The 22,942-nt window shown below is 63.8% G+C and carries 23 protein-coding genes; 9 read left to right on the forward strand and 14 right to left on the reverse strand.

The window, feature by feature from the left end:
• A partial coding sequence (locus VK804_RS03675; RefSeq protein WP_325367947.1) for an integrase core domain-containing protein occupies nt 1-241 on the forward strand: 241 nt, incomplete at its 5' end.
• Here VK804_RS03675 and VK804_RS03680 read toward each other — a convergent pair.
• From VK804_RS03680 to VK804_RS03705, 6 genes are all read right to left on the reverse strand, one after another.
• Entirely contained in the window at nt 238-966 is a 729-nt protein-coding gene (locus VK804_RS03680; protein ID WP_325367949.1) for an amino acid ABC transporter ATP-binding protein, read from the reverse strand. The genes VK804_RS03675 and VK804_RS03680 overlap by 4 nt on opposite strands.
• Nucleotides 966-1,652 (reverse strand): amino acid ABC transporter permease, encoded by a 687-nt coding sequence (locus VK804_RS03685; protein WP_325367951.1) that lies wholly within the window; start codon nt 1,650-1,652, stop codon nt 966-968. The genes VK804_RS03680 and VK804_RS03685 overlap by 1 nt, the downstream gene beginning before the upstream one ends.
• The gene (locus VK804_RS03690) at nt 1,649-2,377 is read right to left on the reverse strand and encodes an amino acid ABC transporter permease (protein WP_325367953.1); all 729 of its coding nucleotides are present in this window, start codon (nt 2,375-2,377) and stop codon (nt 1,649-1,651) included. Before VK804_RS03690 ends, VK804_RS03685 begins: the two co-directional genes overlap by 4 nt.
• A gap of 212 nt (nt 2,378-2,589) precedes the next feature.
• Nucleotides 2,590-3,495, reverse strand: a complete 906-nt coding sequence (locus VK804_RS03695) for a transporter substrate-binding domain-containing protein (protein WP_325367955.1) — start codon at nt 3,493-3,495, stop codon at nt 2,590-2,592.
• Nucleotides 3,496-3,548: 53 nt separating this feature from the next.
• The gene (locus VK804_RS03700; protein WP_325367957.1) at nt 3,549-4,880 is read right to left on the reverse strand and encodes an aspartate aminotransferase family protein; all 1,332 of its coding nucleotides are present in this window, start codon (nt 4,878-4,880) and stop codon (nt 3,549-3,551) included.
• Complete coding sequence (locus tag VK804_RS03705; protein ID WP_325367959.1) at nt 4,877-5,764, reverse strand: MurR/RpiR family transcriptional regulator; 888 nt, start codon at nt 5,762-5,764, stop codon at nt 4,877-4,879. Before VK804_RS03705 ends, VK804_RS03700 begins: the two co-directional genes overlap by 4 nt.
• A 354-nt stretch (nt 5,765-6,118) precedes the next feature.
• On the opposite strand from VK804_RS03705, the gene hemA reads away from it, so the two are divergent.
• Nucleotides 6,119-7,348: a 5-aminolevulinate synthase gene (hemA, locus tag VK804_RS03710; protein ID WP_325367961.1), complete on the forward strand. Its 1,230-nt coding sequence runs from the start codon at nt 6,119-6,121 to the stop codon at nt 7,346-7,348.
• A 214-nt stretch (nt 7,349-7,562) separates the two neighbouring features.
• Nucleotides 7,563-11,078: a PAS domain-containing hybrid sensor histidine kinase/response regulator gene (locus tag VK804_RS03715; protein WP_325367963.1), complete on the forward strand. Its 3,516-nt coding sequence runs from the start codon at nt 7,563-7,565 to the stop codon at nt 11,076-11,078.
• An 11-nt stretch (nt 11,079-11,089) separates the two neighbouring features.
• On the opposite strand, the gene VK804_RS03720 is transcribed toward VK804_RS03715, so the two are convergent.
• Entirely contained in the window at nt 11,090-11,764 is a 675-nt protein-coding gene (locus tag VK804_RS03720; protein ID WP_325367965.1) for a response regulator transcription factor, read from the reverse strand.
• A gap of 362 nt (nt 11,765-12,126) precedes the next feature.
• Here VK804_RS03720 and VK804_RS03725 point away from each other — a divergent pair, with 362 nt between their 5' ends.
• Nucleotides 12,127-13,815, forward strand: a complete 1,689-nt coding sequence (locus VK804_RS03725) for an MFS transporter (RefSeq protein WP_414642710.1) — start codon at nt 12,127-12,129, stop codon at nt 13,813-13,815.
• Nucleotides 13,816-13,896: 81 nt separating this feature from the next.
• Here VK804_RS03725 and VK804_RS03730 read toward each other — a convergent pair whose 3' ends face one another.
• The 3 genes from VK804_RS03730 to VK804_RS03740 form a co-directional block, all read right to left on the reverse strand.
• Complete coding sequence (locus VK804_RS03730) at nt 13,897-14,370, reverse strand: secondary thiamine-phosphate synthase enzyme YjbQ (RefSeq protein WP_325367967.1); 474 nt, start codon at nt 14,368-14,370, stop codon at nt 13,897-13,899.
• Between the two features lie 144 nt (nt 14,371-14,514).
• The gene (locus tag VK804_RS03735) at nt 14,515-14,982 is read right to left on the reverse strand and encodes a hypothetical protein (RefSeq protein ID WP_325368007.1); all 468 of its coding nucleotides are present in this window, start codon (nt 14,980-14,982) and stop codon (nt 14,515-14,517) included.
• 89 nt (nt 14,983-15,071) lie between these two features.
• Nucleotides 15,072-15,695, reverse strand: a complete 624-nt coding sequence (locus VK804_RS03740) for a 2-hydroxychromene-2-carboxylate isomerase (RefSeq protein ID WP_325367969.1) — start codon at nt 15,693-15,695, stop codon at nt 15,072-15,074.
• A 274-nt stretch (nt 15,696-15,969) separates the two neighbouring features.
• Here VK804_RS03740 and VK804_RS03745 point away from each other — a divergent pair, with 274 nt between their 5' ends.
• The 5 genes from VK804_RS03745 to VK804_RS03765 all read left to right on the forward strand — a co-directional run bounded on the left by VK804_RS03745 (nt 15,970) and on the right by VK804_RS03765 (nt 18,536).
• Complete coding sequence (locus VK804_RS03745) at nt 15,970-16,347, forward strand: AtpZ/AtpI family protein (protein WP_325367971.1); 378 nt, start codon at nt 15,970-15,972, stop codon at nt 16,345-16,347.
• Between the two features lie 76 nt (nt 16,348-16,423).
• On the forward strand, nt 16,424-17,176 hold the full coding sequence (locus tag VK804_RS03750) for a F0F1 ATP synthase subunit A (RefSeq protein ID WP_325367973.1): 753 nt from the start codon (nt 16,424-16,426) through the stop codon (nt 17,174-17,176).
• A gap of 40 nt (nt 17,177-17,216) precedes the next feature.
• Nucleotides 17,217-17,444: a F0F1 ATP synthase subunit C gene (locus VK804_RS03755; protein WP_009796340.1), complete on the forward strand. Its 228-nt coding sequence runs from the start codon at nt 17,217-17,219 to the stop codon at nt 17,442-17,444.
• Between the two features lie 34 nt (nt 17,445-17,478).
• Entirely contained in the window at nt 17,479-18,036 is a 558-nt protein-coding gene (locus VK804_RS03760) for a F0F1 ATP synthase subunit B' (RefSeq protein WP_325367976.1), read from the forward strand.
• Between the two features lie 14 nt (nt 18,037-18,050).
• Nucleotides 18,051-18,536, forward strand: coding sequence for an ATP F0F1 synthase subunit B (locus tag VK804_RS03765; protein ID WP_325368009.1), 486 nt, complete (start codon nt 18,051-18,053; stop codon nt 18,534-18,536).
• Nucleotides 18,537-18,564: 28 nt separating this feature from the next.
• On the opposite strand, the gene VK804_RS03770 is transcribed toward VK804_RS03765, so the two are convergent.
• The 4 genes from VK804_RS03770 to thrC all read right to left on the reverse strand — a co-directional run bounded on the left by VK804_RS03770 (nt 18,565) and on the right by thrC (nt 22,739).
• Entirely contained in the window at nt 18,565-19,272 is a 708-nt protein-coding gene (locus VK804_RS03770; RefSeq protein ID WP_414642711.1) for a hypothetical protein, read from the reverse strand.
• Between the two features lie 126 nt (nt 19,273-19,398).
• On the reverse strand, nt 19,399-19,986 hold the full coding sequence (locus VK804_RS03775; protein WP_325367978.1) for a GNAT family protein: 588 nt from the start codon (nt 19,984-19,986) through the stop codon (nt 19,399-19,401).
• A gap of 48 nt (nt 19,987-20,034) precedes the next feature.
• Nucleotides 20,035-21,324, reverse strand: a complete 1,290-nt coding sequence (locus VK804_RS03780; protein WP_325367980.1) for a pitrilysin family protein — start codon at nt 21,322-21,324, stop codon at nt 20,035-20,037.
• A complete protein-coding gene (gene thrC, locus VK804_RS03785; RefSeq protein ID WP_325367982.1) occupies nt 21,321-22,739 on the reverse strand; it encodes a threonine synthase in 1,419 nt (472 codons plus the stop codon). The genes VK804_RS03780 and thrC overlap by 4 nt, the downstream gene beginning before the upstream one ends.
• Nucleotides 22,740-22,942: the final 203 nt, after the last annotated feature.

Consider the following 22,942-nt stretch of genomic DNA (forward strand, 5'->3'; position numbering starts at 1 on the left):
GCACAAGCGAACCAAGCCATATACGCCCAAGACCAACGGCAAGGCCGAACGCTTCATCCAGACCGCGCTCAGGGAATGGGCTTACGCTCAAGCCTATCCCACGTCAGATCGGCGCGCAGAAGAATTGCCGATCTGGCTACACCAATACAACTGGCATCGGCCCCACGGTGGGATAAGATCTCAAACGCCCATCAGCAGACTCGGTCTAACCGAGGACAACCTCCTGAGGCTCCACATCTAGTGTTTGAGGATCCTCGCCAGAAAGGATTTGGCGCGTTCCGAGCGCGGGCTGTCGAAGAACTGCGCGGCGTCGGCGGTTTCGACGATCTCGCCGTCATCCATGAACAGGATGCGGTTGGCGACGTTTCTGGCAAAGCCCATCTCGTGGGTGACGCACACCATGGTCATGCCCTGCCGGGCCAGGCCGGTCATGACGTCGAGAACCTCGTTGACCATTTCCGGATCGAGCGCCGAGGTCGGCTCGTCGAACAGCATGACCTCGGGGTCGAGCGCGAGCGCGCGTGCGATCGCGACGCGCTGTTGCTGTCCACCGGACAGTTGCGCCGGATGTTTTGCAATATGCGCGGACAGCCCGACGCGTTCGAGCAGGAAGCGCGCCTTCTCTTCGGCCGCGGCCTTCGACCGCCTGAGCACTTTGGTCTGGGCGATGGTGACGTTGCTCAGGACCGTCAGATGGGGAAACAGCTCAAAGCTCTGGAACACCATGCCGACCGACCGCCGCAAGGCGGCGACGTTGGAGACACCGGGCGCCAGGCGGAAGCTGCCGACCTTGATCTCGCCGGAATCGATGCTCTCGAGCCCGTTGATGGTCTTGATCAGGGTGCTCTTGCCGGAGCCGGAAGGCCCGCAGACCACGACGACCTCGCCGCGGGCGATGCTGGCCGAGCAGGCTTTCAGCACCCGGAACGATCCGTAGGACTTTGAAATATTGTCAATCTCGATCATCACCGGACTCCGAAGGCGAGACGACCCTGCAATTGTTTCACCAGTTGCGAGGCGGCAAAGCAGAGCACGAAGTAGATCACGCCGACGGTGAGGTACATCTCGACCAGCCGGCCGTCGCGCTGCGCGATCTTGGTCGCAGCACCCAGCAAATCCGTGGCCGAGATCACGTAGACCAGCGAGGTGTCCTGGAACAGCACGATGGTCTGGGTCAGCAGGATCGGCAGCACGTTGCGGATCGCCTGCGGAAACAGGATGTAGACATAAGCGTGGAATTTCGAGAGCCCGAGCGCGTCGCAGGCCGAGTACTGGCCGGACGAGATCGAGCGGAAGCCGGCGCGCACGATCTCGGCGTAATAGGCCGCCTCGAACAGCACGAAGGTGACGAAGATCGTCAGCGACGCCCCGACCGCCACGGGGCGGCCGCTGCGGGTCAGCCATCCGATCGCCCAGGGAACCAGGAAGAACACCCAGAAGATCACGAGGATCAGCGGGATCGAGCGCATCAGGTTGACATAGGCCGTCGCCAGTGCCGCGACCAGCCGGTTTTGCGACAGGCGCGCGATCGCCAGCAGGCTACCGAACACGATGCCGCCGGCGACGCCGACGAGCGTGACCTGCAGGGTGAACCAAAGGCCCTGCATCAGATAAGGCCAGGCGGAGACGATGGCGGAGAGGTCGACCATCATGGCCGTGATTTCCCGGTCACCAGACTGGGCAGCTGCGCCGCCCGCTCGATCCGGTACATGATCTGCCAGGCCACCAGCGCAATCGCCAAATAGACCAGCGTCACCACGCCGTACGCTTCGAAAGTGCGAAAGGTGTTCTCGTTGATCTCGCGTGCGGTCGCCGTCAACTCAACGAGCCCGATCGTCAAGGCCACCGAGGTGTTCTTGAAGATCGTCATGAATTCGTTGGTGAGCGTCGGCAGGATGATCCGGAACGCCTGCGGCAGCAGGATCAGGCGATACATGCCGGCCCGGCCGAAGCCGAGGGCCGACGCCGCCTGGATCTGTCCTCGCGGCAGCGCCTGCAGGCCGGCGCGAACCTGCTCGGCGATCCGTGCGGCGGTAAACAGACCGAGGCAGGTCAGCGCCGGGACGAAACTGCCCCAGGGCGGATCCATCTGCTTGATCGCCATGCCGATGCGAGCGGGCAGCAGTTCCGGCAATACGAAGTACCAGAAGAACATCTGCACCAGCAGCGGAATGTTCCGGAAGGTCTCGACATAGATCCGCCCGAGCCGGGGAAGAATTCCGCCCGGCAGCGTGCGCGCGACGCCGACCATCGTGCCGACGACAAGCGCAACGGTCCAGGCGCCGAGCGCCAGCGACAGCGTCCAGCCGAGGCCGCTCACGATCCAGTCGAGATATCGTCCAGCGCCGTCGGGGGTCGGTTCGAACAGCAACGACATCGGCGAATCGCTCCTGCTGCAAACCTAATTCAACCGGCTAACGGCTTGTTTCCTTACCTCGCCCCGCTTGCGGGGAGAGGTCGAAATTCGCGGTAGCGAATTTCGGGTGAGGGGGACTCTCCGCGAGTCGAGGCCGCTGAGAGAGCCCCTCACCCCACCCTCTCCCCGCGGAAGAGCGGGGAGAGGGAGCGATCCATCCCGCTTCGCGTTCGTCACTGCCCGTTTGCCTTGTCGCTCGGCGTCTTGATCAACTCCCTGAGCTTCTCCGATTGCGGGAAATTCAGGTTGATGTTCTTGGGCGGGATCGGGCTCTCGAACCATTTTGTGTAGAGCTTGTCGTACAAGCCCGATTTCATCGCCTCCGTCAGCGCGCCGTCGACCAGCTGCTTGAACTCGGGATCGCCCTTGCCCATCATCACGCCGTAGGGATCGCTCGGGAAGGCATCGGAAAGAAACGCGAAATTGTCGGGCGATGTGGCGGTCGCCTTCAGCCCGGCCAGCAGAATGTCGTCCTCCATGAAGGCCGCGGCGCGGCCGGTCTCGACCAGCAGGAAGGACTCGGCGTGATCCTTGCCTTGCAGGATCTTCATGCCGAGGCCCTTGTCGGTGTTGAGCTTGGCCACGAATTGCGAGGTGTTGGTGCCTTGCGTGACGGCGACGGTCTTGCCCTTGAGGTCGTCGGTCGTCTTCAGGCCCGATGACTTCAGTGAGATCCACTTGAACTGCGGCGCGTAGAAAATCACTGAATAGGCGACCTCCTGCTGGCGCGCAATCGTATTGGCGGTCGAGCCGCATTCGATGTCGACGGTGCCGTTCTTGACCAGCGGAATCCGGTTCGATGAATTGACCGCCTGATAGGCGACCTTCAGGGCGGGCGTGCCGAGCTTGGCCTTTACCTTGGCGACCACGAGGTCGCACAGTTCGAGCGAAAAGCCGATCGGCTTCTGCTCGGCATCCAGATAGGAGAACGGCACCGAGGAGTCGCGGTTGCCGATGGTGATGGTGCCGGCATCCTTGATCTTCTGCAGCGTCGGCCCGAGGCTCTCGGCGCCGGCGCCCGAAGGGGCGAACGCCAAACCGATACACAAGGCCGCAAGGCCGTTGGCGAGTTTCGTCATGGCTAGCCTATCCCTCTCTCACATTCCGCCTCTCGGCCGGCCTGACGCCGGCCTCACCCGATCGATGCGACCGCCGCATCGACGGCGTCGCCGAGACGTTCGACGATCGCATCCACATCCGCTTCATTGACGATGAACGGCGGCGCCAGCAGTACGTGGTCGCCCTGGACGCCGTCCACCGTTCCGCCCATCGGATAGACCATCAGCCCGCGCGCCATCGCCTCGCGTTTGATCCGCGCATGCAGCTTGTGCTGCGGATCGAACGGCTTTTTGGTGCCGCGGTCGGCGACCATCTCGACGCCCTGAAACAGGCCGCGGCCGCGCACATTGCCGACAAAGGGATGGTTGCCGAACCGGTCCTGCAGCCGCCGCGCCAGATACACGCCCTGCTTGCGGACATTGGCAAGCAGATTGTCGCGACGCATCACCCGCTGCACGGCAAGGGCGGCCGCGCAGGCGAGCGGGTGGCCGGTATAGGTGTGGCTGTGCTGGAAGGCGCCCGAGCCCTCGGCGATGGTCTTGAAGATCTTGTCCTGCAGCAGCATCGCGCCGACCGGCGCGTAGCCGCCGCCCAAACCCTTGGCGATCGCCAGAATGTCGGGGCTGACGCCTTCCTGCTCGCAGGCATGCAAGGTGCCGGTCCGGCCCATGCCGCACATCACCTCGTCGAGGATCAGCAGGATGCCATGGCGGTCGCAGATCTCGCGCACCTGCCGGAAATAGCCCGGCACCGCCGGGACCGCGCCCATGGTGGCGCCGACCACGGTTTCGGCGACGAAGGCCATGACATTGTTACCGCCGAGTTCGGCGACCTTGATGTCGAGTTCACGCGCCAGCCGTTCGCCATAACCTTCCGGCGTCTCGTCGGCGTGGCGTTCGCGATATTCGTAGACCGGCGAGACGTGGTGGGTTTCGATCAACAGCGGCGCGAAAGCGCGCCGCTGCCATTCGCGGCCGCCGACCGCGAGCGCCCCGAGCGTAATGCCGTGATAGCTCTGACGCCGGGCGATCAGATAACGCCGCTGCGGCTCGCCGCGCTCGACGAAATATTGCCGCGCCAGCTTCAGCGCCGCCTCGATCGCCTCGGAACCGCCGCTGACGAAGAACGCGTGCTCGAGCCCTTCAGGTGCGTGCGAGGCCAAATCGTCGGCGAGTTCTTCGGCAACCTCCGTAGTGAAGAAGCTGGTATGGGCATATTCGAACTTGTCGAGCTGCGCGCGCATCGCCGCGATGATGTCGGGATGCGAATGGCCGAGACAGGAAACCGCAGCGCCTCCCGAGGCGTCGATATAGTCCTTGCCGGTGCTGTCGCGGATGGTGATGCCCTGGGCGCTGGCCGCGACCGGATAGGTGTGGTTGATCTGCCTGTGCAGGACGTGGGTCACGATTTGTGGGTCCGCTTCTTGGTGGTCAGGACATAGGTGTCGAAGGCTTCGAGCTGCGCTTCGCTCGCGGCGAGCGACTTCAGCGTCTCGCTTCCGCGGCGCGCGGCCACCAGCGCCGTCAGGCACTCGATCGCGGCGAACGCCGGCGCCATGGTGTGGAAGAACGAGGGCGTTTCGGTGCCGACGATCAGCGTCTCCATGGCCAGCGTTGCGAGCGGCGAGACCTCGCTGTCGGTGACCGCGATGACCCGCGCGCCGCGCTTGTCGGCGTAGCGCACCGCCTGCACGGTTTGTTTGGTATAGGGCTTGACCGAAATCGCCAGCAGCACGTCGCCCGGACCGATCGTCCGCAATGGATCGGTGGCGATGCCGCCGGGGCCGTCGACCAGGACCGATTCCGCGCCGAACAGCGCGCGCGCATAATGGAAACTGTAGGCCACCGAGAACGTCGAGCGCAGCCCGAGGCAGAACACGCGCCTGGCCTTGGCGATGATCTCGGCGGCGGCCCTGAAGCGGTCGATCGAGGGTGGCGTGGACAGCTCCTGCAGGTGTCGCGTCAGCGAGGAGAAAATGTCCTGGACCAGCGCCTCGTCGCCCTCGCTGTCGCGGCGCTGCACCAGTTGCTCGGCGCGCCCGCGATAGCTGTCGGGCCGCCGGCGCACCGCCTCCGCATGAAGTCGTCGGACTTCGTCATAGCCCTTCAGGTTGAAGCGCTGCGCCAGCCGCGTCAGCGTCGCCGGCGGAATGCCGGCGCGTCGCGCCTGCTCGCGCATGGTGAGCAGTGCGACATCGGCCGGGTGATCGATCACCCACCGCGCCGCTTCCTTCAGTTGCGGCGGCAGCTCGTCAAAGCCCGCCGTCAGCTCAACGAGCAGCTGTTTCATCGCCAAAATCGCGTCTCCCGATCCCGACGAGCAGGCTAGGTCAGGAATGAGGTCTATGCAACATTTGTTTCATTTTATCGATTGCAGATTCATATGTTTCGTATCTCGAGAATCCAGCAAGATTGGACAAATGGCAGCAGCCTGAAATCGGCCCAACACCGGGATTGCCGAACGCCGTTAACGCATTGATCAGCATCAATTTTGGTTCCGCGCAGGGAGCAACCCCGGCACCCCGCAATGGGTGGTCCGCCGATCCTTTTCGGCTCGACAGCAATCCTGGAAACGCTCTAAAAAGGAAACGGTCTAAAAAAACTTGGCCGTTCCGGCTCAGCTTTCGTCACAGGCAGTTTCGCGATGGATTACAGCCAGTTCTTCAGTGCCGCCCTCAACCGCCTGCATGACGAGCGGCGTTACCGGGTTTTCGCCGACCTCGAACGGATCGCCGGCCGCTTCCCGCATGCGGTCTGGCATTCGCCGAAGGGCGCGCGCAACGTCGTGATCTGGTGTTCCAACGATTATCTCGGCATGGGCCAGCACCCGAAAGTGGTCGGCGCCATGGTCGAGACCGCCACCCGCGTCGGCACCGGCGCCGGCGGCACCCGCAACATCGCCGGAAACAATCATCCGCTGGTGCAGCTCGAGCACGAACTAGCCGATCTGCATGGCAAGCAGGCCGCGCTGCTGTTCACCTCGGGCTATGTCTCGAACCAGACCGGCATTGCCACCATCGCCAAGCTGATTCCGAACTGCCTGATTCTGTCGGACGCGTGGAACCACAATTCGATGATCGAAGGCATCCGTCAGGCGGGCTGCGACCGGCAGGTGTTCCGTCATAGCGACATGGCGCATTTGGAGGAATTGCTGCGCGCCGCAGGTCCGGACCGGCCGAAATTGATCGCCTGCGAGAGCCTCTATTCGATGGACGGCGATATCGCGCCGCTCGCCAAGATCTGCGATCTCGCCGAGCGCTACGGCGCGATGACCTATGTCGACGAGGTCCATGCGGTCGGCATGTATGGGCCGCGCGGCGGCGGCATCGCCGAGCGCGACGGCGTCATGCACCGCATCGACGTCCTGGAAGGCACGCTGGCCAAGGCGTTCGGCTGCCTCGGCGGCTATATCGCGGCAACTTCCGACATCGTCGACGCGGTGCGCTCCTACGCGCCGGGCTTCATCTTCACCACCGCGCTGCCGCCGGCCATCTGTTCGGCGGCGACGGCTGCGATCCGGCACCTGAAAACCTCGAACTGGGAGCGCGAACGCCACCAGGATCGTGCCGCCCGCGTCAAGGCGATCCTGATTACCGCCGGCCTGCCGGTGATGTCGAGCGACACCCATATCGTGCCGCTGTTCGTCGGCGACCCCGAACTCGTCAAGCAGGCCAGCGACCTGCTGCTGGAACAGCACGGCATCTACATCCAGCCTATCAACTATCCGACCGTCCCCAAGGGCACCGAGCGGCTGCGGATCACGCCCTCGCCGTATCATGACGACGGGTTGATCGATCAGCTCGCGGAAGCGCTGCTGCAGGTCTGGGAACGTCTCAGCCTGCCGCTGCGGCAGAAGTCGCTGGCGGCGGAATAACGTTAACCCGTCCTGCGAGCGCGAAATCCCGGATATCGGCCGCTGATGCGGTGCTTTGCCGGGTCAATCCGGCTATACTCCCCTGGCTGCGACGGCTGTTTCCGGTCGTCTGATGTCTGGAGCTGAAGCTCTAGATTCTTGTTTTGACGCGCTTTCTTCACGCGAACCGGTACCCACTTCGCTCGAAAACGCTCTGTGAGGGAGTAACCAATCGATGTTGCACGACTGGGGCGTGATAGCAGTCGCCTTCGGCTACATCGGCTTCCTGTTTTTCGTGGCGAGCTATGGCGACCGGCTGTCGTCGACACAGCGCGGCCGCGCCAGCGCACTGATCTATCCGCTGTCGCTGGCGATCTACTGCACCTCCTGGACGTTCTTCGGCTCGGTCGGATTCGCCACCCGCACCAGCGTCGATTTTCTCGCGATCTATATCGGCCCGATCCTGATGATCGGGCTCGCGACGCCGCTGCTGCGCCGCGTGATCCAGCTGGCGAAATCGCAGAACATCACCTCGATCGCCGATTTCATCGGCGCGCGCTACGGCAAGAGCCAGGCGGTCGCCGCCACGGTCGCCATGATCGCGATCATCGGGTCGGTGCCCTATATCGCGCTGCAGCTCAAAGCGATGGCGTCGTCGCTGGAGACGATCCTGAGCGAGGACCAGGCTTTTTCCAAGATCCCGATCATCGGCGATATCGCGCTGATGGTAACGCTGGCGATGGCCGCCTTTGCGGTGTTGTTCGGAACCCGGCAGACCGACGCGACCGAGCACCAGCACGGCCTGATGCTGGCGGTCGCCACCGAATCCATCATCAAGCTGGTGGCCTTCATCGCGGCCGGCGCGTTCGTCACCTTCTGGATGTTCAGTCCGCATGAACTGGTCGAGCGCGCGATGAAGACGCCGGAGGCGGTTCGCGCCATCGATTATGTGCCCTCGATCGGCAATTTCCTGACCATGGTGCTGCTGTCGTTCTGCGCCATCATGCTGCTGCCGCGCCAGTTCCACGTCAGCGTGGTGGAGAATTCCAGTGATGCCGAGGTCGGCCGGGCGCGCTGGCTGTTTCCGCTCTATCTGGTCGCCATCAACCTGTTCGTGATTCCGATCGCGCTGGCCGGCCTGATCATCTTTCCGTTCGGCGCGGTCGACAGCGACATGTACGTGCTGGCGCTGCCGATGGAGGGCAATGCGCCGCTGCTCAGCGTCGGCGTCTTCATCGGCGGCCTGTCGGCTGCGACCGCGATGGTGATCGTCGAAACCGTCGCGCTGTCGATCATGGTTACCAACGACATCGTGGTGCCGCTGGTGCTGCAGCGAGGCCCGCAATCGGCGGCCGGCGACCGTGACTTCGGCAATTTCCTGCTCAAGGCGCGCCGCTTTGCGATCTTCGCCATCATGGTGATGGCATATTTCTACTATCGCGCGCTCGGCAACACCCAGCTGGCGCCGATCGGGCTGTTGTCGTTCGCGGCGATCGCGCAGCTGGCGCCGGCGTTTTTCGGCGGCCTGTTCTGGCGGCGCGCGACCGCGCGCGGCGCTATCGGCGGCATGCTGGTCGGTATCGCCGTGTGGATCTACACGCTGTTTCTGCCGAGCTTCATCGACACCAATACCGCCGGCATTTTTCTGCTGCAGCACGGTCCGTTTCAAATCGAGGCGTTGCGTCCGCAGGCGCTGTTCGGCGCCGACCTGTCGCCGCTGCTGCACGGCGTGTTGTGGTCGTTGTCGCTCAACATCCTGACCTATGTGGTGCTGTCGCTGGCGCGCCAGCCGTCCTCGATCGAGCGGCTGCAGGCCGACCTGTTCGTGCCGAGCGCGCTGGCGCCGATGACGCCGCCGTTCCGGCGCTGGCGCACCACCGTGACGGTGCAGGACATCCAGAGCACGGTGGCGCAGTATCTCGGTCCCGAGCGCGCACTTCATTCGTTCGAGGCGTTCGCGATTACCCGCAACGTCCGCCTCGATCCCTCCGCACCCGCCGACTTCGAGCTGCTGCAGCATGCCGAGCACCTGATCGCGTCCTCGATCGGGGCGGCGTCCTCGCGGCTGGTGATGTCGCTGTTGTTGCGCAAGCGCACCGTCTCGGCCAAAGCGGCGCTGAAGCTGCTCGACGATTCCCACGCCGCGCTGCATTTCAACCGCGAGATCCTGCAGACCGCGCTGAACCATGTGCGGCAGGGCATCGCGGTGTTCGATCCCGACCTGCAGCTGATCTGCTCGAACCGGCAGTTCGGCGAAATCCTGGGCTTGCCGCCGCATCTGGTCCAGATCGGCATTCCGCTCCGGGAAATCCTGGAATTCATGGGCGCCTTCAACCCGCCCACCTTTGGCGACAGCGACCATGAAGCCTTGCTGGAAAGGCGGCTCGCCGCCTACACCGCCGAAGGCGAGCCGTATCTGGAGCGTCTGCCGGATCGCCACATGGTGATCGAGGTGCGCACCAACCGGATGCCGGGCGTCGGACTGGTCATCACCTTTTCCGACGTCACGCCTTCGTTCGAGGCCGCCGAGGCGCTGGAACGGGCCAACGCCACGCTGGAAAAGCGGGTGCGCGACCGCACCGAGGAACTGACGCGGCTGAATTCGGAGCTGGCGCTGGCGAAAAGCACCGCCGAGGACGCCAACATCTCCAAGACGCGCTTTCTGGCGGCCGCCAGCCACGACATCCTGCAGCCGCTGAACGCGGCACGGCTCTATGTCACGAGCCTGGTCGAGCGCCAGAGCGGCGGCGAGGATTCCCGGCTGGTCGAGAACATCGACGATTCGCTCGAGGCGATCGAGGAAATCCTCGGCGCGCTCTTGGATATCTCGCGGCTGGACGCCGGCGCCATGACGTCGGCGATCACGAGCTTCAAGATGAGCGACCTGATGCGCTCGCTGGAAATCGAGTTCGCCCCGATCGCGCGCGCCAAGGGTCTGAAGCTGACCTTCGTGCCCTGCTCGCTGCCGGTGGAATCCGATCGGCTGCTGCTGCGGCGGCTGCTGCAGAATCTGGTCTCCAACGCCATCAAATATACCCCGCGCGGCCGCGTGCTGGTCGGTTGCCGGCGCCGCGGCCAGAGCCTGCAGATCGGCGTCTACGACACCGGCGTCGGCATCCCCATTCTCAAGCGCGGCGAGATCTTCAAGGAGTTTCATCGGCTGGAACAGGGCGCGCGGATCGCGCGTGGCCTCGGCCTTGGCCTGTCGATCGTCGAGCGGCTGGCGCGCGTGCTCAACCACGGCATCGCGCTCGATTCCAATGTCAGCGGCGGCTCGGTGTTCTCGGTGACGGTGCCGACCGCGAAGGCGATCAACTACACCGCCGCGGTCACGACCGCGACGCCGCTGTCGAAGACGCCGATCAGCGGCGCCCTGATCGTCTGCATCGAGAACGATGCGGCGATCCTGGACGGCATGAAAACACTGCTGACGGCCTGGGACGCCGAGGTCATCGCGGTGACCGATCCCGACGCCGCGCTCGAGGCGATCGAGGCCGCCGGCCGCCCGGTGACCGGTCTGCTCGTCGACTATCACCTCGACCGCGGCAATGGCGTCGCCGCGATCCGCGACATCCGCCGCCGCTTCGGCGAGAATATTCCGGGGATCCTGATTACCGCCGACCGCAGCCCGCATGTGCGCACCGCCGCGCGCGAGGAAAACATCCCGGTGCTCAACAAGCCGGTCAAGCCGGCAAGCTTGCGGGCGCTGCTCGGACAGTGGCGGACGCAACAGATGGTGGCGGCGGAATAGCCTGATCCGCCCTACTGCGCTGACGGCGTGCCCTGCCGCCACTGGCCGCCGGAGATCTTCGCCGCCGCAATCACGGCTTGGGTGCGGCTTTCGACGCCGAGCTTTTGCAGGATCGCCGAGACATGGGCCTTGATGGTGGCTTCGGAGACGCCGAGCTCGTAGGCGATCTGCTTGTTGAGCAGCCCCTGCGACAGCATCATCAGCACCCTCACCTGCTGCGGGGTCAGCGTCACCAGCCGGTCGCGCAGCCGCGTCATTTCCGGATCGGCGGCGGAGGTGAGATCGGTGTCGGGCGGTACCCAGACGTCGCCATCCATCACCTTGACGATGGCGTCGCGCAGCGTCTCGACCCCGAACCGCTTGGGAATGAAGCCGGAGGCGCCGAAATCCAGCGACCTCCTGATCGTGCCGACGTCGTCGCTGGCCGACACGATCACCACCGGGATCGCCGGGTATTGCGCGCGCAGGTAAATCAGGCCCGAGAAGCCCGAGATCCCCGGCATGGTCAGGTCGAGCAGCACCAGGTCGATATCGGAATCCCGCTCCAGCAGCGCGGTCAGGTCCTCGAACGATCCAGCTTCGTCGATCGTTGCGGAAGCCACGACGCTCGCAACCGCCTGCCGCAGTGCGTCGCGAAACAGCGGATGATCATCGGCAATGACGAGGTGCGTGTTGGCGGTAGTCATTTTCTCTTGCAAGTGGCTCGCGACAAACCCGTGACGCCTTTTTTGGGCCCGGCAGGTGAAATTTTTCTTCCGGTCAATTGTCCCCTGACCGAGGGTGGCACGCAAGCATACAATAATGCCACGCGACAAAGCGGTTAATCCGCTTCGTTTGTGCGCCGCAATACATTCGAGCGAGCGGAACTGCGGCATCCGGCATGTTCGTAGGCTTCCGGACATATCCGGAAAATAATCTTCGCCACCGGCTAAAAGTCTTATTTGGCGTGGTTTCACGGTGATGTTACCGTGAGGCGGAGCCCATGATTAAATCCGGCCAAGTCCGGCGCATGGGGACGGGCCTCATCAACTTTTCCGGGGAGCAAACGATGGCAATGGCAGCAACAGCGGGCGGCGACGTCGGCAACAGAGGCATGACCGCCGCGGAGCGAAAGGTGATTTTCGCTTCTTCGCTCGGCACCATCTTCGAGTGGTACGACTTTTATCTGTATGGCTGGACCGCGGCTCAGATCGGCAAAGCCTTTTATTCGGCGTTCGACGCCAACACGCAGTTCATCTTCGCGCTGCTGACCTTCTCCGCCGGATTCCTGGTGCGACCCGCCGGCGCTCTCGTGTTCGGCCGCGTCGGCGATCTGGTCGGGCGGAAATACACGTTCCTCGTCACCATCACGATCATGGGCCTTTCGACCTTCCTGGTCGGCCTGACGCCTGGTTACGAAGCCATCGGCTGGATGGCTCCCGTGATCCTGATTGGCCTGCGATTGCTGCAAGGCCTGGCACTCGGCGGCGAATATGGCGGGGCGGCGACATACGTTGCCGAGCACGCCCCGCAGGGGCGTCGCGGCTTCTACACCTCGTGGATTCAGACAACGGCGACCATCGGACTCTTCCTTTCGCTGCTCGTGGTCTACGTCGTGCGCAACAACATGAGCGCCGACGCTTTCGCGGCCTCCGGCCTCTCGGGTGGCTGGCGCATCCCCTATTTGCTGTCGATCATCCTGCTCGGCATATCGGTCTGGATCCGGCTGCAATTGGCGGAATCGCCGGTGTTCCAGCGGATGAAGGATGAAGGCACGGGGTCGAAGGCGCCGCTATCGGAGGCTTTTGGCACCTGGTCGAATGCAAAGATCGCACTGATCGCCTTGTTCGGCCTCACGGCCGGCCAAGCCGTGATCTGGTACGGCGGTCAGTTCTATGCCCGCTTGTTCCTGGTCAACACGCTCAAGATACCGGCAAACGCCGCCGACGTCGCACTGATCATTGCGCTCGCCATTGCCACCGTCGGTTTTCTGTTCTTCGGCTGGCTCTCCGACAAGATCGGCCGCAAGCCGATCATCATGGCCGGTTGCCTGCTCGGCGCCCTGACCTATCACTACGCCTTCAGCCTCCTCACCCACGCCGCAAATCCGGCGCTCGAGAAAGCGCTGGCGAGTGCCCCGGTAACGGTAACGGCGGATCCCGCGGACTGCCATCTGCTGTTCGACCCGGTCGGCGGCCGGGTGTTCACCAGTTCATGCGACGTCGCGCGCGGCGCGCTGATCGCGTCCTCGGTGAACTTCAAGATGGAAGACGCTGCGCCCGGCAGCCTCGCCAAGGTTACCGTCGGCGACAAGTCGTTCGACTCAGTCAACGGCGCGCAGCTGGACGGCAAGACCTTTGCTGCGCAGCGCGCAACCTTTACCACTGCCGTCACCGGGGCGGTCGGCGCGGCCGGATATCCGGTCAAGGGGGCTAACCCCGCGGAGATCAATACACCGTTGATGATCGCGGTACTGACCTATCTCGCGATCCTCGTCACGATGGTCTATGGCCCGATCGCGGCTGCGCTGGTGGAATTGTTCCCCACCCGCATCCGCTACACTGGCATGTCCCTGCCCTATCATATCGGCAACGGCTGGTTCGGCGGCCTGCTTCCGCCGATCGCGGTCGCGCTGGTCGCGGCCACGGGAAATATCTACGCAGGACTCTGGTACCCGATCGTGATCGCGGCGATGACATTCGTCGTCGGATCGCTCCTGGTACCGGAGACCAAGAATGTCGACATCACTCGAAGGTGAATATTCGGCCGGGTCACCACTCGGCTAATCATATCGTCGCCAACAAACCGGCCGCGGAACGCTCCGCGGCCGGTTTTGCTTTCAGCCTGTCGTGCCGATAAATTGCAGCACGATCTCTCTGGCGTGCGGGCGCGCGCGATGCTCGATCAGATAGATCGCCTGCCACGTTCCGAGCGCGAGTTCGCCCGCGAGCACCGGGATCTGCAGCGAGGTCGCGGTCAGCATGGTCTTGACATGCGCCGGCATGTCGTCGGGGCCTTCGCTGTCGTGGCGCCAGCCGGCGTTCTCCGGCGCCAGGCGATCGAGCGCCGTCGCCAAATCGGCGAGCACCGAGGGATCGGCATTCTCCTGGATCGTCAGCGACGCCGAGGTGTGGCGGATGAAGGCCGTCACCGCGCCCTGTTTCGCGCGCGCCTCGTCTGCAAATTTCGCGATTTCGGCCGTGAGGTCGGTAAAGCCGCGGCCGGAGGTTTGAACGGTCAAGAGCGACGACACGATGGTGGCGGCAGTGACGGCAGATGGCGGTGAGCGGGAGAGCGATTTGGGTGAGGCCATGAACTCATCTCCCTGTCGTCCCTGCGAACGCAGGGACCCATACTCCGCGGCTTCTCTATTTCAGGCAGTTGGAGTTGATACCTATTACAAACAACCAACGGCGGTGGTTATGGGTTCCTGCTTCCGCAGGAACGACGGAGCTCTTCAAATCTTGCCGGAGACGTCCTTCTGCACCCGGTTGGCCATATCGACCAGCCGGCGCCAGGCCTGCTCCAGAAACGACATCATGCGATCCATGTCCTGGTCGCTCGGCAGCGGGATTTCGATCTTGCGCTCGCCCTCGGCCTTCGGCTCCGGCTTTTTCAGCGAGTCCGATTTCGGCAACGGCTCGTCGATCTTGCCCGACACTGTCGGTTCGCGCGCCGCCAGTTGCGCTTTCAGTTTTTCATTCTCGGCCTGCAGCCGGCCGATTTCCGCATCGAAGGCGGCGCGTTCGTCGGGCACGCTGTAGCAGGCCCAGCCATTGCCGTTATTGCTGCAGGTCGATACCGCGCCGGTCCTGGTATCGAGCCGGATCACGCCGTCCGCGACCGGCGACAGCGTGTAGTGGCCGTTCTCGGCATCCGGCATCTGTTCCGCGACTGCACCGCCAATTCCACCGAGACAGAGCATCAAGGTCGCAGCGGTGACGGAGCTTGCGAATTTCGAAGGCGACGTTGCCGTGATCATGGGAATGCTCCCGAGAAAGAATCTTCCCTGTTCTATACCTGCGAACGATAGGGCGCGCGGCCCGATTTCAACGCGTCCGCGAGCAATTCGATCCGGTCCTGACCCCAGAATACCTCGCCGTCGAGCACATAGACCGGCGAGCCGAACACGTCGGCGGCCAGCGCATCCTGGCGGTTTTGCTCATAGGTCGTGCCGATCTCCTCGGACGCGGAACGCTCGACCAATTGCTTGCCCGGCAGCCCGGATTCGTCGGCCAGTTTGATCAGGGTCGCGGCTTCGGTCAGATTGAGTTGGTCTTCCCACACCGCTGCAAATGCCCGCCGCGCGAACGGCTCGGGATCGAGACGGGCTTCGATCGCCGCGATCACCACGCCGTCGGCCAGCCGCGCGTTGAACGGCCAGTTCGCCGGCTGCAGATGGAATTTCAGCCCGCGTCTGTCGCGCCAGCGCTGCAGTTCGACCATCCGGTAGCGCTGCCGCACCGGATGTCGCTTCATCAGCGGCAGGCCGCCGGTTTCCGAAAACAGATCGACCAGCACCACCGGCTTGAAATTGACCTGGAGATTGTGGGTTTTCGCAACATCCCAGAACGAAGCGTGCCCGATATAGGCCCACGGCGATTGAAACGAAAAATAGTAATCGACCTGACGCGGCATGCGGGCTCCGGATGCGGGATTGGATGCTGCGGTCATCCCAACAGAGCCATCGGTACCGTGCAAGATCGATTCATGGTCGGATCTGGCTGCTGCACTGCGGTCACGGTCACGTCGCGATCCGCGGCTCGGCCGAATAAACCTCAATAAATCAATGGGATATATGGTTATGACGCAATCTTGACTTGGCCAGATGCGGTCAGTATGGTCCGCGCGGCTTTTGAGGGTGACGGGGCGTCATTTCCATCAACGCAAGCTTGTTTCGGGTCTCCACAGCATGGCTGAAGGCGCGAAAGACGGCGGAAATGGAAGTCGCGGTCAATCCTCCGACGAAGCTGCGCTTTCCGCAAGGCTCGGAAGTCTGGATCGCCGGTTGTCCGCCATCGAGGACAGCCGCAAGATCGGGACTGACCAGTCCGGAAACGAGCAGGAAACCGCCCAGGCCAGGGCATCCGCCATGGCCGTCGGGCTTCGCCTCTCTTCCGAACTGGTCGCCGGCGTTCTCGGCGGAGCGGCTCTCGGCTGGGGTATCGACCGCTTGCTGTCGATCTCGCCCTGGGGCCTCATCGTATTCTTGCTGCTTGGCTTCGTCGCCGGCGTGATCAATGTGATGCGGACCGCGGGTGTGATGGCGAAGCAGTCTGAACGGCTCTGACGCGGGCATTCGAAGCGCAACCGAACGTTCGACGCGATCCGAGTGGGAATCGCGAAACCGATAGACCGAGAGACGAATGACCGCCGATCCGATCCATCAGTTCCAGATCCACAAGATCTTCACCATCGGTCACATCGGCGGACAGGAAATCGCGTTCACCAGTTCGTCGGCCTACATGTTTCTCGCGGTGGCGGTGATCTCGCTCTTGATGATCGGCGGTTCCGCCGGACGGCAACTTGTTCCGGGCCGTATTCAATCGGTGGCCGAACTCAGCTACGAATTCGTCGCGAGCATGATCAGGAGCACCGCCGGCTCGGAAGGCATGAGATTTTTCCCGCTGGTGTTCTCGATCTTCATGTTCATCTGCGTCTCGAACGTGATCGGGATCATTCCCTACGCCTTCACGGTTTCGAGCCAGCTCATCGTCACCGCGGCGATGGCGCTGTTCGTGTTCTTCCTCGTGCTGTTTTACGGCCTCTACAAAAACGGCCTGAAATTCTTCAAGCTGTTCGTGCCGTCGGGCGTTCCGGTCTTCATCATGCCGATCGTCGTGCCGATCGAGGTCATATCGTTCCTGCTGAAGCCGATTTCGCATTCGGTGCGACTGTTCGCCAACATGCTGGCGGGTCACATCGCGCTGAAGGTGTTCGCGAGCTTCGTCGTCATGCTCGGCACGCTCGGCATCCTCGGAGTGTTCGGCGCGGTGCTGCCGCTCGGGCTGACCATCGCGCTGACCGCGCTGGAGTTGCTGGTCGCGTTCCTTCAGGCCTACGTCTTCGCCATTCTCACCTGCATCTATCTCAATGATGCGCTCCATCCGGGCCACTGATCCGGCTCGTCTCAACAAACCTCAACAAGGAGTTCGTTTCATGGATCCGATTGCCGCGAAATACATTGGCGCTGGTATTGCCTGCATTGGCATGGGTGGCGCCGGCGCCGGCGTGGGCATCATCTTCGGCAACTATCTCGCCGCCGCGGTGCGCAATCCGTCCGCAGCGCAGGGCCAGTTCGGCAACCTGATCTTCGGCTTTGCCGTGACCGAAGCGCTCGGCATCTTCTCGCTGCTGATCGCGCTGCTGCTGCTGTTCGCGCTCTGAGACCTGCAAAATAGCCGCCGAACAGGAGTAGCCCGTGGCTGACAGTCATGGCGATGCCAAGGGCACGACCGCCCACACCGAGGCAGAGGGCGGCCACAAGGCCCCCTTCCCGCCGTTCCAGAAGGACACCTTTGCCTCGCAACTGGTGTCGCTTCTGATCGCGTTCGTGGCGCTCTATCTGATCGTCTCGAAAATCGCGCTGCCGCGCGTCGGCGGCGTGCTCGACGCCCGGCAGAAGGCGATCGAGAACGATCTGGCCGAGTCGCAGAAGCTGAAGGACGCCTCCGACGCCGCGCTCAAATCCTACGAGAGCGAGCTCGCCGCCGCGCGTTCCCGGGCACAAGCGATCGGCGCCGAGACCCGCGAAAAGCTGAATGCGGCCGCCGAGGCCGAACGCAAGACGCTGGAACAACGGCTGACGCAGAAGCTCGCGGAGGCCGAGAAGACCATCGCGGCGACACGCGAGGCTGCGATGAGCAATGTCCGCGGTATCGCCGCGGACGCGGCTGCCGCGATCGTGCAGCGGCTCAGCGGCGTCTTGGCCGACGGCAAGTCCGTCGACAGCGCCGTCGATGCGTCCTTGAAGGGATAATACCGATGTTCGAGATGTTCGCCGAACCGGAATTCTGGGTCGCCGTCGCCTTCGTCATCCTGATGGGCGTCTTCGTCTATGTCGGCGTTCCCCGCACGGTGCTGAAGACGCTCGATCATCGCAGCGAGCGCATCAAGGCCGAACTCGACCAGGCGCGCCAGCTCAAGGAGGAGGCCGCCAAGGTGCTGGCCGATTACAAGGCCCGTCACGCCAGCGCCGAACGCGAGGCCGAGGCGATCATTGCCGCGGCCAAGGCCGAGGCCGAGCGCATCGCCGCCGAGGCCAAGACCAAATTGGAAGATTTCGTCGCCCGCCGCACCAAGACCGCCGAGGGCAAGATCGCGCTGGCCGAAGCCCAGGCGCTGACCGACGTCCGGGCCGCCGCGGCCGATGCCGCGATCGCGGCCGCCTCCACCATCCTGTCGCAATCGGTCAAGGGCGAGGTCGCCGATAATCTGCTCGCCAAGGGCATCACCGAGGTTCGCGAAAAGCTGAACTGATCGCGCCCGCCGGGCCCTCCGCTGCCGCCTACTTCTTCTTCCTCGCGGCCTTCGGTTTCGGCTCCGGCGTCAGCGCCTGCGGGTCGAAGCCGATATAGAAGATGTAGCTGTCGATCACGTTCGTCGGCGGCACCGGAAACACCAGGTCTTCCGCCACCAGGCTGAACGGCACGCTGCCCTGGTCATTCATCGTCACCGTGGTGCGGTAGACCTTGGTCATGATGGTCTTTTCCTGCACGCCGCCCTGCACCACCGCGACGCGGAGCGGGATTTCGATCGATGGCGGCGCACCCGACGGGCCGACAATGACCCGGCCGAGAATGCCGACCCGTGCGGTGATCTGGTCGCCGGTCTGCCGGCAGTCGCGCGCGGTGCGGGTGATCGAGGCCTGGAAGCGCATGTCGTTGCCGACCGCCTCCTTGCCGGGCGCTCCTACCGCATAGGTCGAGGCGCCGGCGCGGATGCTCACGGGGGGACAGACCAGTTCGCTGTCCACTCCTTTTGGCGAGGCCTCGCCGACCGCTTGCGATTTCGAGCCGCCGAACAATTGACTGAATCTGGAGCTGATCGAGGGACTGGAATTGGGATCGGTACCGGCATCCGGGGAGCTACCGAACATGCTGCCTCCGCCGCAGCTGGACAGCACCGCGCCCGCGACGACAAGCGCAAGGGCTACGCGCAGACGGCCCGCTTCGCCGGCGCCTGCCGCCCGCATCATCAGCCCAGTCCGCACCATCCGGATGTCCCCAGGAATATCAAAAAGAATATCAACGCCTTGGCGCACTTCTAGCGGCGTGCGGCGGGTTATAACAGCGCAATGACGGCGAACCCAAGGCGGCTGTCACAGTCTCGAAATCGAGGGTTAACCGCGAAAATCCTCGTGCAGCAGGCCGAACAGCAGATGGTCCTGCCAGACCCCGTTGATGCAGAGATAGCGCCGCGCCAGCCCCTCGCGGGTAAAACCGCATTTTTCCAGCACCCGGATCGACGGCGCGTTGGAGGGAATGCAGGCGGCCTCGATGCGGTGCAGGTTGAGTTCGCCGAACAGGGACGGCAGCAGCACCCGCAGCGCCGACGTCATGTAGCCGCGATGGGCATGGGGCTCGCCGACCCAGTAGCCGATGGTGCCGGCCTGCACGATGCCGCGCCGCACATTGGCGAGCGTAATGCCGCCGATCATGGCGCCATCGATTTCCCGCAAGATGATGAAGGGATAGGAGCGGTCGGCAGCGATATCCTCGGCATAGCGCCGCAGCCTTCGGCGGAAGCCCGAGCGGGTCAGGTCGTCGGACGGCCAGATCGGCTCCCACGGCGTCAGATATTCCCGGCTGTATTCGCGCAAATGCGCCCATTGCAGGAAATCCGACATCTGCGGGGCGCGCAGCAACAGGCCATGGCCGCGCGGGGCGAGCGCGGCCGGTCCGCTGGATGGAAGCCGAAACAGGGCCATGTGTGAACCTCCCCGATCGCCGGAGACTACTTGCTGCGCTTGCTTCCTTCAATGCAGCAGCGACTTCGCCTTCGACCTGGTCAATCCTTCCGCAAAAGACACCGCCGTGTCCAGACCTCTTCCGCTGCCCAGCGCCACCACCGCGGGCCGGCTGCGCGACAACAGGCCGCGCGCGGCGTTCCGCGTCGATTCCACGCTGACGGCGTCGATCCTCGCCACCAGCTCTTCCACCGTCAGCGGGCGCCCGTAGGCCAACACGTGACGCGCCAGCTGCTCGGCGCGCGACGAGCAGCTTTCCAGCGCCATCAACAGCCCCGCCTTCATCTGCGCCTTGGCGCGCGCGATCTCGGCTTCGGTCAGCGTTTCGACCGCGTCGTTGATGACGTCGACGACCACCTCCATCATCTCGGGCGCGTCGCCGGGGTCGGTGCCGGTATAGAGCCCGAAAAACCCGGTGTCGGTATAGGGCGCATGGAAGGTGTAGATCGAGTAGCACAGCCCGCGCTTCTCACGCACTTCCTGGAACAGCCGCGACGACATCCCGCCGCCCAGCGTATTGGTGAAGACCTGCAGCGAATACAGCGACAGGTCGCTCTGCGGCACGCCCTCCAGCGCGAGCGTCAGATGCGCCTGCTCGAGTTCGCGGTGCACCACCTTCGAGCCGCCCTTGCCGAACATCGCCGGTTGCGGCTTTGGCGCCGGCGCGCCGTCAAAACTGGAAAATTTTTGCTCGACTTCCTCGACCACCCGCTTGTGATCGACCGCGCCGGCGGCCGCCACCACCATGTCGGGCCCGCGATAATGCGTCGAGAGATAGCCGCGCAAGGTGTCGCGGTTGAACGCCTTCAGCGTCTTCGCGGTGCCCAGCAGCGAGCGCCCCATCGGCTGGTCCGGGTAACACAATTCGTTGAGATGCTCGAACACCACGTCGTCGGGGGTATCCTGCGCGGCGCCGATCTCCTGCACGATGACGCTTTTTTCGCGCTCCAGTTCGTCCGGCACGAAGGAAGGATTGGCGAGGATGTCGGACAGCACGTCGAGCGCCAGCGGCACGTCGGCCTTCATCACCCGCGCATAATAGGCGGTCGTTTCGGTCGAGGTGCCGGCGTTGAGGTCGCCGCCGACCGCCTCGATCTCCTCGACGATCTCCCGCGACGAGCGCCGCGTGGTGCCCTTGAATGCCATGTGTTCGAGCAAATGCGAGATGCCATGCTCGTTCGGCTTTTCGTCGCGGCCGCCGACGCCGGCCCACACCCCGAGCGCCGCGGTTTCCAGATGCGGCATGGTGTCGGTGATGACCGTTAGCCCAGTGGGAAGTTTCGTGACATTGACGCTCATCCGGCGACTCCCTGCTTCGCGGCGCGGCTGACCGAGCGCACGAACCGTTCGACTTCTAGCTGATCGTTGTTCATGATCTTGATGTGCTCCGGCTTTGTCATCAGCCCCTCGAGCCAGGCCGGCAGTTCCGGCCGCACGCCGCAGGCCGCCTCCACCGCATCGGGGAATTTCGCGGCATGCGCCGTCGACAGCACGATGTTGGGGATCTTCGAATCCGCCGTGTCGCGATCGGCGACCGCCAGCGCCACGGCTGTATGCGGATCGACGAGATCGCCGGCCTCGCGCCAGGCGGCGCGGATTGCGGCTGCGGTTTCGGTCTCGTCGGCGCGCCCGGCGTCGAACTCTTCCCGGATCGCGGCAAGCGTCGCATCCGGCAGCACGAAACGCCCTGACTGTTTCAGCGATGCCATCAGGCGACGGACTTCGGCCGCATCGCGGCCACTTGCCTCGAACAGCAGCCGCTCGAAATTCGAGGAGACCTGGATATCCATCGACGGCGAGGCGGTGGAATGAACCTCGCGCACTTCATAGATGCCGGTTTTCAGCGTGCGCGGCAGGATGTCGTTGACATTGGCCGCGATCCGCAACCAACGCACCGGCAGTCCCATCCGCTTGGCCACGAGGCCTGCAAAAATGTCGCCGAAATTCCCGGTCGGCACGGTGAAGTCGACCATCCGCGAGGGCGAGCCGAGCGCGACCGCGGCGGTGAAATAATACACCACCTGCGCCACGATCCGCGCCCAGTTGATCGAATTGACGCCCGACAGCGATACCGCATCGCGAAAACCGTGATGATTAAACAGCCCCTTCACGATCGCCTGGCAATCATCAAAAGTGCCTTCGACGGCGAGCGCGTGGACGTTGGAAGCACCCGACGTCGTCATCATCCGCCGCTGCACCTCGGAGATGCGGCCGTGCGGGAACAGCACGATCAGGTCGACATTGTTGAGCCCCGCGAAGGCATCGACCGCGGCGCCGCCGGTATCGCCCGAGGTTGCGACCACGATGGTGGTGCGCTGCGCGCGCTTCTCCAGCACGTGATCCATCAGCCGCGAGATCAGCTGCATCGCCACGTCCTTGAACGCCAATGTCGGCCCATGAAACAATTCCAGCAGGAACTGGTTGGGGCCGATTTGGTCGAGCGGAACCACGGCGGGATGGCGGAAGGTGGCATAGGCCTCGTTCGCCATGCGGCCGAGATCGGCATCCGATATCTCGCCGCCGACGAACGGGCGGATCACGTCGACCGCGACTTCCCAATAGGGCCGGCCGAAGAACGCGGCGATGACCTCGGGCGAAAGCCGCGGCCAGGTTTCGGGCACGTAGAGACCGCCGTCGCGGGCGAGCCCCGTCAGCATCACGTCGCAGAAGCCCAAGGCGGGGGCCTCCCCCCGGGTCGAAATATACCGCGTCAAACCGCCCTCCAAAGGCCGGTCTTTTCAGCAAGTCTTTGATATTGATAGATATTCGACATTTATCGATGACAAAGCCGGGCCGCACCATAATGCGTTTTGGGGTCGAGGGGAAATGCCACATTGGCGAAAATGAAGGTTCCGGCCACCCGGTCAGCCATGGCGCGCGGTGTTGCCCCCGGGCCATAGGTTCACTTTTGTACTTA

It is taken from the genome of Bradyrhizobium sp. (assembly GCF_035484855.1).
Lineage (GTDB): Bacteria > Pseudomonadota > Alphaproteobacteria > Rhizobiales > Xanthobacteraceae > Bradyrhizobium.